The sequence below is a fragment of the Microbacterium sp. NPDC089698 genome, assembly GCF_044749045.1.
GTDB lineage: Bacteria > Actinomycetota > Actinomycetes > Actinomycetales > Microbacteriaceae > Microbacterium.
The window spans coordinates 351,836-364,089 of the sequence record NZ_JBIVHE010000003.1; the positions used below are offsets into that span (position 1 = coordinate 351,836).

Annotated in this window: 11 protein-coding genes; all 11 read right to left on the reverse strand. The window is 70.7% G+C overall.

The window, feature by feature from the left end; all coding sequences use genetic code 11:
• Nucleotides 1-44: 44 nt before the first annotated feature.
• Nucleotides 45-4,001, reverse strand: coding sequence for a type VII secretion protein EccCa (eccCa, locus tag ACIPY5_RS11570; RefSeq protein ID WP_400970705.1), 3,957 nt, complete (start codon nt 3,999-4,001; stop codon nt 45-47).
• Nucleotides 3,998-5,311 carry an RDD family protein gene (locus ACIPY5_RS11575; protein WP_400970708.1) on the reverse strand — a complete coding sequence of 438 codons (1,314 nt, stop codon included), beginning with the start codon at nt 5,309-5,311 and terminating at the stop codon, nt 3,998-4,000. The genes eccCa and ACIPY5_RS11575 overlap by 4 nt, the downstream gene beginning before the upstream one ends.
• A complete protein-coding gene (locus ACIPY5_RS11580) occupies nt 5,308-6,741 on the reverse strand; it encodes a hypothetical protein (protein WP_400970711.1) in 1,434 nt (477 codons plus the stop codon). The genes ACIPY5_RS11575 and ACIPY5_RS11580 overlap by 4 nt, the downstream gene beginning before the upstream one ends.
• A 79-nt stretch (nt 6,742-6,820) precedes the next feature.
• Nucleotides 6,821-8,122 carry a hypothetical protein gene (locus ACIPY5_RS11585; RefSeq protein WP_400970714.1) on the reverse strand — a complete coding sequence of 434 codons (1,302 nt, stop codon included), beginning with the start codon at nt 8,120-8,122 and terminating at the stop codon, nt 6,821-6,823.
• Nucleotides 8,119-9,528 (reverse strand): S8 family peptidase, encoded by a 1,410-nt coding sequence (locus tag ACIPY5_RS11590; protein WP_400970717.1) that lies wholly within the window; start codon nt 9,526-9,528, stop codon nt 8,119-8,121. Before ACIPY5_RS11590 ends, ACIPY5_RS11585 begins: the two co-directional genes overlap by 4 nt.
• Entirely contained in the window at nt 9,525-9,872 is a 348-nt protein-coding gene (locus tag ACIPY5_RS11595; RefSeq protein ID WP_309337857.1) for a hypothetical protein, read from the reverse strand. The genes ACIPY5_RS11590 and ACIPY5_RS11595 overlap by 4 nt, the downstream gene beginning before the upstream one ends.
• Nucleotides 9,873-10,032: 160 nt before the next feature.
• Nucleotides 10,033-10,323, reverse strand: coding sequence for a WXG100 family type VII secretion target (locus ACIPY5_RS11600; protein WP_400970721.1), 291 nt, complete (start codon nt 10,321-10,323; stop codon nt 10,033-10,035).
• Between the two features lie 32 nt (nt 10,324-10,355).
• Nucleotides 10,356-10,670: a WXG100 family type VII secretion target gene (locus tag ACIPY5_RS11605; protein WP_400970723.1), complete on the reverse strand. Its 315-nt coding sequence runs from the start codon at nt 10,668-10,670 to the stop codon at nt 10,356-10,358.
• Nucleotides 10,671-10,832: 162 nt separating this feature from the next.
• The gene (locus ACIPY5_RS11610) at nt 10,833-11,183 is read right to left on the reverse strand and encodes a hypothetical protein (RefSeq protein WP_400970726.1); all 351 of its coding nucleotides are present in this window, start codon (nt 11,181-11,183) and stop codon (nt 10,833-10,835) included.
• A gap of 83 nt (nt 11,184-11,266) precedes the next feature.
• Entirely contained in the window at nt 11,267-11,680 is a 414-nt protein-coding gene (locus ACIPY5_RS11615; protein ID WP_400970729.1) for a hypothetical protein, read from the reverse strand.
• Nucleotides 11,681-11,713: 33 nt separating this feature from the next.
• Nucleotides 11,714-12,004 (reverse strand): WXG100 family type VII secretion target, encoded by a 291-nt coding sequence (locus tag ACIPY5_RS11620; RefSeq protein WP_400970721.1) that lies wholly within the window; start codon nt 12,002-12,004, stop codon nt 11,714-11,716.
• Nucleotides 12,005-12,254 lie beyond the last annotated feature (250 nt).

Below are 12,254 nucleotides of genomic sequence, written 5' to 3' on the forward strand. Positions count from 1 at the left end.
CAGTCTCGTCGCCCAGATGGAGTCTCGCGGTCAGGTGGGGGGCGTCACTCGTAGCGGGGCGGGACCCAGAGCAGCTGGGCGGCGACGACGCCGCGGTCGCGGCTGACGATCTGCGCGCGCCCCGGGATGGACGGGACGGCCTTGACCTTGCCGATCAGCTGCCCCTCCTCCGGGTTCCCGCTGAGCAGGATGCCCGTGGCGCCCAGATCCGTCATGCGCTGGATGATCGGGTCGTAGGCGGCGCGGCTCGCCCCGCCGGCGCGGCGGGTGAGGATCACGTGCAGACCCAGATCCGCCGCCTGCGCGAGCAGCGGCGCGAGCGGCGCCATCGGGTTGCCCTGCGAGGTCGCGACGAGGTCGTAGTCGTCGACGAGCACGAAGCCCTCCGCGCCGCTCCACCAGGAACGGGTGCGCAGCTGCTCCGGGGTGACATCGGGACCCGGGATCCGGCTGCGGAAGAACGCCGCCAGTTCACTGATCCCGCCCTCGGCCAGCTCGTGCGAGGTGAGGTAGGCGCCGAGGTACTCCTGCGGGATCTCGCCCAGCAGCGCCCGGCGGTAGTCGACCACGAAGATCTTCGCCCGGTTCGCCGGGTAGAGCCGCATGATCTCGTGCACGGCGCCGCGCAGCATCGACGACTTGCCCGAGTCGGCGTCGCCGTAGAGGTACAGAAGCGGCTCGGCCGCGGGATCGACCGCGAACGGCGCGAGGTTCTCCTCGTCGATGCCGAGCAGCATCTGGTGCGGCTCGGATCCGCCGTTCGCCCGCGTCGCGAGCGCCCGCAGCTCGTCGTGCGAGATGCGCGAAGGCAGCAGGCGCAGCTTGGGCCCGACGGGTCCCCGCCAGGCCGCGCCGACGCGGCGCACGAGGTCGTCGACGCCGTCGGCCAGGGATCCCGCGTCCTCGACCCCGTCGATCCGCGGCAGCGCAGTGAGCATCTGCAGCGCCCGCGGATCCAGGCCCCGGCCGGGGAGCGAGGTGACGTTGCCCGCGGCCTTGCGGTCCACCTCGGAGTCGGTCGCGTCGCCGAGGCGCAGCTCGATCCGGGTGCCGATGAGGTCCTTGACGTTCGCGCGGATCTCCATCCACCGCGCGGCGGTGAGGATCACGTGCACGCCGTACGTGAGGCCGCGGGCGGCGATCGCCTGGATCGGCGCCTCGAGGTTCTCGAACTCGGTGCGCAGCGTCCCCCAGCCGTCGACGATGAGGAAGATGTCCCCGTAGCCGTCGTCGACGGTCCCCTCCGCCCGGCGGCGCCGGTAGGTGTCGATCGAGTCGATGCCCTGGGAGCGGAAGTACACCTCGCGCGCGTTCAGGAGCGAGGTGATCTCGCTGACGGTGCGCCGCACCACGTCGGGCTCGGAGCGGGTCGCGAGACCGCTGAGGTGCGCGAAGCCCTGCATGCCGGCGAAGCTGCCGCCGCCGAAGTCGATCACGAAGAACTGCACCTCGCGCGGAGTGTGCGTGAGGGCGAGCGCGGCGACGGTCGTGCGCGCGAGCGTGCTCTTGCCGCTCAGCGGCGCACCCACGATCGCCATGTGACCGGCGGCGCCGCCGAGCGAGACCACCAGGTTCTCGCGCCGCTGCTCGAGCGGAACATCCACGATGCCGAGCGGCACGGTGAGCCCTCCGACCGCCCGCCAGCGCGGCGAGATCAGTCCGAGCTGCGGATCCTCGACGAGGTCGCCGAAGAGGTCGCCGATCGTGGCGGGCACCTCGAGCGGCGGCAGCCACACCTGATGCGCCGCGGGCCCGCGGCCGCTCATCCGCTCGACCGCGAGCTCGAAGGTGCTGCCGCTCTCCTCGGGCGCCGCCGACTGCTCGAGCTCGACGGGCGCCTCGGCCTGCGGCGGGGCGCTGCGCACCGGCGCGGCCGAGAACACCTCGACCGCGGCGTCCTGCGGGCTGCGCCGCGAACCGGAGGCCGCGCGACGACGGCGGGGCGGCGGCCCGGAGACGTAGGCCGCGCGGAACTGGGTCATCGTCTCGGTGTCGCTCTTGAGGAACCCGATGCCGGGCTCGGGCGGCAGGTGGTACGCGTCAGGGACGCCGAGGACGGCGCGCGACTCGGACGCGGAGAACGTGCGCAGACCGATCCGGTACGAGAGGTAGGTGTCGAGGCCGCGGAGCTTGCCCTCCTCGAGGCGCTGCGAGGCCAGCAGCAGGTGCACCTGCAGCGAGCGGCCGACGCGGCCGATGTTGACGAAGCTCTCCACGAACTCCGGTTTGGCGGCGAGCAGCTCGCTGAACTCGTCGGCCACGATGAGCAGCGCGGGCAGCGGCTCCAGGTCGGTGCGGCCCCCGCGACGGGCCTTCTCGTAGTCGGCGACGTTGGCGAAGTTCCCGGCCGCGCGCAGCAGCTCCTGGCGGCGCACGACCTCGCCCTGCAGCGCATCCTGGAAGCGGTCCACGAGCGAGAGCTCGCTGCCGAGGTTGGTGATGATCGCCGAGACGTGCGGCATGCCGGCCATGCCCGCGAACGTGGCGCCGCCCTTGAAGTCGACGAGCACGAAGTTGAGCTGCTCCGGCGAGTGCGTGAGCGTGAGCGCGAGCACCAGGGTGCGCAGCACCTCGGACTTCCCGGATCCGGTCGCGCCGATGATGAGACCGTGCGGACCCATGCCCTGCTGGGCGGATTCCTTGATGTCGAGGATGAGCGGGGAGCCGTCCTCGGCCTGCCCGATCGGCACGCGGAGGCGGTCGCGCTCCAGGCGCGGCGCCCACACGGTGTCGAAGTCGATGTCGCGCACGTCCGGCAGGCCCAGCAGGTCGACGAGCTCGGCCTGCCCGCGGGCGACGGTCTTGTCGGCCACCGGCGAGAGCGCGGTGGGGGTGACGGCGATGAGCCGGCGCGCGGTGGCCTCCGCCTCGACGATCGTGATGCCGTCGGGCTGGAACGGCTGCGCCAGCATGGAGCGGCTGACCAGCTCCGCGGTACCGGGCTGGGAGGGCGACAGCGCGATGCGCAGGGTGCGGTCGTCATCCAGGTCGCCCCAGCGCGACGGCAGGTCGATGATCGTCACGCCCGCGACGCCGTCGACCAGGCTCGACGCCGGCACCCCGTCGGTGAGCACGACCAGGTGCGGCAGCTCGGCGGATCCGGCTCCGCGCGAGAAGCGGGCCCGCTCACGGACCCCCGCGGGCAGCAGCTCCTCGAGGTCGCTCATCCGGGGTCCGATCATGCGCGCAGGTCCCAGCGCGTCGCTCCCGGTGCGCGAGTGCGTGTGCGGGAGCCACTTCGCCCACTCCCACTGCGGCAGCGCCGCCTGGTCCGCGGCGATCACGATCTGCACGTTCTCGGGGTCGTGCATGGTCGCGATGTGCAGCAGCATCGCCCGGGCGATGCCGCGCGCCTCGGTCTCGTCGCCGGTGATCTCGACGCGGGCGTGGTCGCGCAGCGAGACGCCCAGCGGCAGCTGCGTTTGGGTGGAGTGCGCGAGCATGAACCGGTGCGCGGCGGAGGCCGACACCGGGTCGAGCTGGGCGAGCGGCGGCAGCTCCGGCGCCTCGAGCGTGATGCACAGCGGCTGATCGCTGAGGCCGATCCGCACCGACAGGAAGTCCTCGTCCGCGGGTCCGCGCTCCGCGACGCGCGTGCGCTCCTCCGCGACATAGGGCAGGGCCGAGGGCGCGGGCAGCTGCCAGTTCGCGGCGCGACGCTGCTGGTGCGCGGCGACGCGGATGGAGGCGCGCAGATCGGTGAGGTAGGCGAGATACTCCCGCCGGGCCGCGAGAGTGGCGGCCTGCTTCTGCGAGCGCTGCCGCCAGCCGTTGACGACCACGAAGCCGAGGGAGGACACCAGCACCATGCCGCCGATGAGGAAGCCGCCGGGCCCGGAGTTGTTCATGCTGACCATCACGACCGCGCCGATGCTGCCGAGCATCGGCAGGAGCGAGGTGAGCATGTTCGAGCCGCCGTCGGTCGGTGTCAGCTCGGGCGGAGCCTGCACCGTGAGCTTGCCCGAGGGAACCCGCGGAGGTGCCAGTCGCGGACCCGTCATGCGCTCGCGCCTCTCTCGCCGCCGTCCGGCAGCAGTTCGTTCACGGTGAAGGTGCGGTCGCCGATGCGCACGCGATCGCCGTCGTCGAGGAGCGTGCGCGCTCCGGGCGCGAGCTCGCTGCGGCGTCCGTCGTCGGCGAAGACGCCGGATCCGTTCGTGGATCCGAGATCGGTCGCCCAGGTGCGCCCGCGGGAGTGCTCCAGGCGCAGGTGGGTCTTGGACACGGTGCTGTCCGGATCCTCGACGGCGACGACGAGGTCGCCCGGCTCGGACGGCGCGGGACGACGGCCCAGGTTGACGGCGGCCGGCAACTCGATGCGGACCCGCTGGCCGGTGTCGAAGATCAGCAGCAGCGCGGACGGATCCGCCCGCACGGATTCGCCGGCCGGGGCGGGCGCCGCTACCGGCGCCACTGGGAGTGCAGGTGCCACGGGGACCACGGGCGCCACCGGCTGTGCGCGCGGGACCGGCGCCACGGCGGCCGGTGCGACGGGGACGACGGCAGCCGGAGCCTGCGGGAGCACGGCGGCGGACCCGATCGGCGCCGCGTCATCGTCCACGGCGGGACGCACGGAGGTGTTGAACACGAGCGGAGGCGCGACAGTCGTCGCGGCGGCAGGGGCGACGACGGCTCCGCCCCGGGGCACGGCGACCACGACGGTGCCGGCGGCGCGGTCGGCCCATGAGCGCCGCCGGCCGCCGGCGTCCCAGGCGCTGGAGGCGACGACGACCCAGGATCCGATCCCGACCACGAAGCCGAACCCGGTCACGAGGGCGCGCACGAACGCACGCCCCGTGCCGGGGGAGAACGGCGCGTCATCGCGGGAGGCGCGCAGGCGCAGCATGAGGTGGCCGGGGGTCGCGCCCGTGCGGGCGAGTGCTACGCAGAACCCGATCGCGAGCTGGAGCGCCACGACCGCGGCGAGCACGAGGCTCCGGGTTCCGAGGAGCACGGCGACGGTGACGATGCCGATGAGGATCGCGTCGAGCGTGAAGGCGACGAGGCGAGCGCCGGTCGAGGCCGGTGTGCCCGCGAAGGCGGGGCCGAGCGGGTTCTGCCCCGGTGCGGACGTGCGCACCGGCGACGGCGCGCGCACCGGGCCCGGCTGGGGCGCCGCGGCGATCACCGAGGCGGCGAACGCGGGCATGTCGCCCGCCACGGTCGGTCCGGACTGCGTGGCGACCTGCTCGTCACGGCGACGGCGACGGGAGAGCGGGGGTGCGCCGGGATCGATCACCGATCGCGGCTCGGGGGCACCAGGAGCTGCCGGACCCCCCGGGCCGCCCGGATAGGCGCCGTTTCCGCTCACGTTGCCATCATTCCACGCAGCAGGGTGAGCACATCCGCGTGCAGCAGCGCCGCGGGCAGCGCCAGGGCCACGGCGATCGCCTCCATGACGTCACCGGTGCGCGAGGCGACGAGCGAGCTCGCGCCCAGCGACACCGGGCGTGTCATGGACGCCGCGACGATCGCGGCGATGAGGAGCCCCGTGGCGAGCAACGCCATCCCGGCGGCGCCGAGATCCCCGGCCCACGGCACCACCGCGGATCCCTCCGTCGCGCCGATGGAGAATCCGGCCACGGCGACGATCAGTACGAGGGCGGCAGCGACGCGCGGCGTCCAGCGCAGCAGGCGGGATCCGGTGTGCCGGGGGACGAGCAGCAGGGCGAGCACGGCGGAGACGAGCAGCACGCAGCCGCCCGCGACGACGAACGGGTCCTCTCCCCAGCGCTGCAGCACGACGAAAGGCGCGAACAGCACCGCGGCGCCTGAGAGCAGCACGGTTCCCGCCGCGAGGCGCGCGGACGAGTCGTCCACGACGCCCCGCACGCTCGGCATGCGCACCTCGGTCACCGCCTCGGGGATCGAGCCGCGCACCGTCCATCGGCTGCTCATGAAGTGCTCGTAGTCGATGAACGCGCCCTCGGGCAGGTTCACCAGCGCGCTGGGCAGCGCCCGCAGCAGCAACGGGACCAGGCCGAGACTCACCGCGGCCGACGGCGCGATGCCCACGTGCGCGAGCAGGGCGATGCCCCACACCGCGCCGAACACCACGAGCAGGATGGCGACGGTCCCCGCCGCGGACCTGACTCGGCGGATCCGCGTCAGCAGGGCGATCAGCATCGTGACGACGGCGGCCGCGAGCATTCCTGCCGCCACCGAGAGCTGCACGGCGGCGTCGAGTCCGGCCGGGATCAGCAGCGCGCCGGCCGCGAACGCCAGCGCGCCGGGGGCGAGCACGCCGCGCAGCAGCCGCGCCGGGGTCGCGTCATCGCGCGTCCAGACGACGGCGGTGACGGCGGCGCCGACGGCCGCCACGAGAGCCATCGCGAGCCGCGCCCACGCCGGAACCAGCCCTCCGGCCGCGACCGTGGCGAGCAGCAGGAGCAGTGCGGCGACGGTCAGCAGCACCCAGCGCGAGCCGTGGTCGGCGCGGTCCGCGATCTCGTGCCGACGCCGGCCCGGCGCGGCGCGAGCCACCGAGGCGCTGAGGTCGACGACCGTGTAGAGCCCGCCCTCGACGAGGTCTTCCGCGACGGTCGCCGGCGCGACTTCATAGCCGAGCGGATCCAGCACGACCAGACGAGCCGTGGCGGCGATCGGTCCGCTCAGTCGGTCGACGAGCCCCTGGGCCGAGAGCACGTCGGACAGCGCCTCGTCCAAGGGCAGCGCGAGATCGACGCGCGCCTGCTCCCCCGCGAGCGCGATCCGTCGTCGCTCGATCACTCCTCCGGCCACCACAGCACCCTATCCGGCCGCCGCGCGTCCGCAAGAAGTGCGAAGCGACGGAGACCAGCCGGCCTTGCCGCGCCTCACGTCAGGCGAGTCGATTGTCGCCGGCGTCGCCGCGGGAACCCGCGCGGCCGCTCTTCGGAAGCGGGATCGGCTCCTCATCGTCCTCGAGATGCGGTGCGATCGGGCCCATCGAGCCGCCTCGACGCTGCTTCTCCTCGTCGGATCCGCCTTGGCCCTGCCCGCCGATCATGCCGCCACCCGAGCGTGCGCCCATCCCGGTCGCGCCCTGCGCGGCGGAACCGGAAGCACCAGGACCGCCGGCTCCGAGCAGACCGCCGGTGCCGCCGGTCGTGCCCCCGAGGAGCCCGCCGGGCTTCAGGCCGGACAGGCCCGCACCCGCGCCGCTCAGGCCGCCAAGGCTCCCGCGGGCACCGAAGGCGAGGGCTGCTGCCCCACCGCCGCCGATCGCGCCGGGGATGAGGCCGCCGCCGGGCAACGAACCGCCGCCACCGGGCAGATGGCCGGATCCGCCGGTGCCGGAACCGCCGGTGCCGGGGATATGCCCGATCACGTTCGGGTCGTCGGCCGTCGGGCCGCCGGGACGCCCCGGACCACCGGGGTAGCCAGGGTCGCCGGGGTATCCCGGGTGACCGGGGTCGCCCGGGTAGACCGGGCCGGGGTTCTCCGTGATCAGGATCCCACCGCCACCACCAGGCCCGCCGGGATAGCCGCCACCCGCGTAGCTGCCGCTGGGACCGCTGTAGCCCCCCGGGCCGCCTTGACCACCGGATACGCCCCCCGGAGTCGACCCGCCGTCGCCACCGGGACCACCCGGATCGACCTGCACAGTTTTGACCCCGTTCAGCTTCGCCCGGGCCGTGGCGATGTCGCTCGTGGGTTGAGCGAGAGCCGTGCTCACCGCGTTGACCGTCTCCCGCGCCTTCGCTTCGCGCTGACCCGACATCCAGTCGCCGATCACCTCGAGCGCCTTGTCGGCGGCCAGCGGCCCGAGAGCGGGGTGGACGACCGTGGCACCGGCCTTCACCGCATTCGCCCAGAACGGGTCGACCTGCGCACTGGGGAGTTCGCCGCCCGATGCCGTACGACGCGCGGTGTTCGCTGCGTCGACGGCGGCGACGATCTCGCCCACCGCCTCGTCGATCACCGTGAAGCGCGCGGCCATCTCGCCCATGCGCCGACGTGCCGCGTCGGCGGACTCGCCGCGCCACGCGTCTTCGTGCGCAACGAGATTCGCGAGCGCCTTGCCCAGTGCCTGCAGCGAGAAGCGCAGCGGCGCCGTGTTGCTGATGTGCCAGTCCTCGACCTTGTGGATGGCGTTCAGCTCATCCTCCGCATTCGCGTAGCAGACGTAGTTCTCCGTCATCCTCTTCCCCCCTGATCAGCGCCCGAACCCGCTCCGGTCGGTGCATGCATGTGGTGTTCCCCGTCGCTCGCGGGTTTGTCGACCGCCTGCGCAGGCTCTGCGCCCCTGCGGCGTCGGGTGCCCATGACGACGGCGAAAACGCCCCCCACGACGATCAGCAGCAGCACGCCCCCGCCGATCGCGAACGGTACCCACGCCGGCGTCCCCGCGCTTGCGCCGTCCGCCGCGGGCTTCCCGGCCTGCGGCGTCGTCGTCTGCGTGCCGGCCGTGGGCTTCAGAGCCTCCGCACCCTTCGCCGCCCCCACGTCGTCGACTGTCGGTCCCTGTGATTGCGACGCCTTCGGATCGAAGAACGGGTTCACGTCCTCATACGCAAGCGGATTGTCCTCCCGCATCTGGGTCAGCGAGATCGTGCCGTAGCCGAGGTCGTTGCCCCATCGGGGGTCGTGCAGCGTGCCGCCCGTGTTGCGGATCATCGTCTGCAACAGCTGATTGCCCGTCGCCGACGGGAACTTGCTCTTCATATCCGCGAGGAACCCCGCCACGATCGGCGTTGCGAGCGACGTGCCACTGCCGAGCTCCTGGGCATCCCACGATTCCGATGTCCCCTGGGTGATGATGCCCACTCCTGGGGCCGCGACTTTCACCGAAAGGCTCCGGTTCGAGAATCCGTCGGCCTTCTGGACCGCACCCGTGGCATCGATCGCCTGCACCCCGACGGAGCCGTTCCCCACTCCCGGATAGCCGCCCGTGGTGGACAGCGCGTCATTCGTCAGACCGGCCACGACCGGGATGCCCAGAGCCAGGGCTCGAGCAAGAGCCCGGTTCAAGGCGCCCGAGTAGGGCACCCCCTGCGAGACCGAGATGATATCTGCATGGGCGTCCATGGCATCGTTCATAGCCTCGGCGAGGCTCTCTACGGGGCGATTCTCTCCCTTGGCGTCCAAGCACGTGAGAGACGAGTCAGGGGCGGCCGCGATGCCGGAGTTGTAGAACAGCACTTCGGCCTGCGGAGCAACCCCGCGGATGGGCACCTGCCCCGGCTCCGCCTCGCCGGTGCCGACGATGAGCGAGGCCACATGCGTTCCGTGCATGGCGGCTGCGTAGTCGGTCGACGTGGGAGGGATCGGCTTTCCCTGTGCGTCATAGCAATAGGTCTTGTCCACCGGGGTGAGGTTCGCGCCCTGCAGCGTCGGGATCGCCGGGTTGATCTGCGTGTCGATCACGGCGATCTTCACGCCCTTGCCCGTGAACCCTGCATCCAGGGCCTCCTGCACGTGAAGCGCTTGGTAGTACCAAGAGCCGCTCGACAGATCGTCCGCGTTCGCAGGTGGCGCCGCGACCACCGTCACGACGGCGGCGACGGCCGCAGCCCCGAGGACACCAAGCGTACGGATACGACTCACTTGATCCCACCATCGGAGCTGTTGGGAGCCTGCGCCTCGACATTGTCGAGCATCGAGAGGATCAGCTTGCCGTCATCGGCCGCGTTTTGGTCTGTCGCCATGAGCGCAAGCACCGCAGCCCGGACGCTGTCGTGCATCTGGTTGACCTCGACGACGATGTTGTTCGTTGCGTTGGTGATGTCGCTCGCCGCCCCGACGAGCTGCTCATGCAAGGAGGCGGTCGTCTCCGTGTTGCCACCCGAGGCGTCCTTGGCCTTCCACGCGTCCGGCGATTGCTCGAGCTCCTGAACGAGCTTCTTCGTCATTTCCAGGATCGAGTCGAAAAAGCCGATCTGAACAGCCATGGTCCCCCTGCTTCCCTCCGTGTGCCTCTGATGCTGTGGTGCCGCATCACCGGCTCCCACCGACGCGGATCGCGCCGATCGGAACCGGAAACGCCGCGGACGTGGATCCGAACCCTTCGACAGGCTCAGAGCCCGGGATCACGCCCGCGGTCGCACCACCTTATGCGAAGCGGTTCGCGGAGGACTTGTCCCGCGAGACATACTCCTGCGACATCTGATCCGTCTTCGACGCGATCTGCTCCAGCAACTGCTGAAGCTCCGTCAAAGACTTGTTCCACTTCGCCTGCGCCTGGTCATACGCAGACTGCGCCTCACCATTCCACGCCGCACGAAGCTTCCCCACCTCCGACTCCAGACGATCCAACTCCGAACGAATGCCATTCGCACCCGTACGGATCTCATTCGACAAAGCAGTGACCTGCTCCGGACGCACCGACATCGACTGCATCATGCTCTCCTTAAAAGTCTTCCGAACCCGAAACGTCAACCAGCCATCATCGAGCCAAGGCCCGAGATGGTCGAACGATGCTGCTCCTCCGTCGCAGCCTGATCACGCTCCGTACCCGACAGGGCACCCTCCAACGTCACCAGCACCTCGTTCAACTGACGCGTGTTCTCATCCCACCGATTCATCAGACCCGTGAACGCATCCGCCGCGCCACCCGTCCAGAACCCACGCACCTGCTCGATCTCACCACGAACCTTCTTGACCTGCTGATCAATACCAGCCTTCGCCGTGTTCACCGCCTGCGCCCCCTTACGAAGCGCACCCTCCTCCGCAGAAATGACCTCAGCCATAACCCACCCTCCTCAAAACACTCGTGGACGGAGGACCGAATACCAGGATGCTCCCGGCCAGTGACCACACCGTGCGGTCATCCGTCCCCCTGCCCAGCAGACTAAGCGAAGGGCCAGGGCACGGCCAATGGGGAGAACTACCCATGCGCCGAAGCGGTGCGATCAGGCCCTCTGCCTCCGAATGTCGCGGAGAACCCCTGCCGCGACGAGATCCACGACGAACGCCGCCAGGAGTCCCAGCAGCGCCGTGCCGAGCGCCGGCACGATGGTCAGGCCGCTCGTGAGCGCGGCGATCCCGCCTCCGACGGCGACCGCATAGAGCACCAGGCGGATCAGGATCAGCACGCCTGTGAGCGGAAGGGCGTCCGGCCGCCGACGACTCGCGCTGAGGGAAAGACCGCCGACCAGAAGCGCGCACAGACCGAGCGCCGCGAACGTCACCCCCAGCGGAGCGAGACCCGGTGCCGTCCGCAGCTGCGTGAGCAGCACCGTGCCGCCGAAGGCGATCAGCACCGCGGCGATGAGGAAACCGCCTGTCGCCCGAGCTCGCAGGCGACGGAGCCGATCATCCCGGTCGTCACCACGCGCGTCAGGGGTCACGAGGCGAACGCCGGCCAGTGCTGCACGCCCGACGAGGCCGAGGCGAGCGTGGAACGGGCGCTGTCCGCCTGGCTGTTCAGGATCCAGATCCCGGTGCCGAGCGCCGCAAGTGCGATGACGATGCTCGCCACGACGGTCGCGGGCACAGCGAGGAGCCCGATGATCGTGACGCCCTCCGCGGTCGCCGCGGAGATCCCGTTGATGAGCGCGATCACGGCGACGATGACGCCGGCCCAGAAGGCGACGATCGCGATCTGCATCGTGCTCATCGCGGAGGAGATACTGTCGGCGAAGTCCTTCGCGATGGACGTCATCGCCTCGCGCTGGCCCGGCAGATGCTGCTGGTACTGCTGCGCCTCGCGATCGAACTCGTCGCGCATGTCGTAGAAGTAGTCGACATCGTCAGCCATGGATCCCCCCGGGAAAGCGTCTGGTTCCTCACCTTATGCGAAGCGGTTCGCGGAGGACTTGTCCCGCGAGACATACTCCTGCGACATCTGATCCGTCTTCGACGCGATCTGCTCCAGCAACTGCTGAAGCTCCGTCAAAGACTTGTTCCACTTCGCCTGCGCCTGGTCATACGCAGACTGCGCCTCACCATTCCACGCCGCACGAAGCTTCCCCACCTCCGACTCCAGACGATCCAACTCCGAACGAATGCCATTCGCACCCGTACGGATCTCATTCGACAAAGCAGTGACCTGCTCCGGACGCACCGACATCGACTGCATCATGCTCTCCTTAAAAGTCTTCCGAACCCGAAACGTCAACCAGCCATCATCGAGCCAAGGCCCGAGATGGTCGAACGATGCTGCTCCTCCGTCGCAGCCTGATCACGCTCCGTACCCGACAGGGCACCCTCCAACGTCACCAGCACCTCGTTCGCCGCACGATGGGGAGAACTACCCATGTCACGGAACCGCGCGCGTCCCTTCGAACACGTACGATTGCGGCGAACGCGCCGATCTCTGACAGCGCGAGACG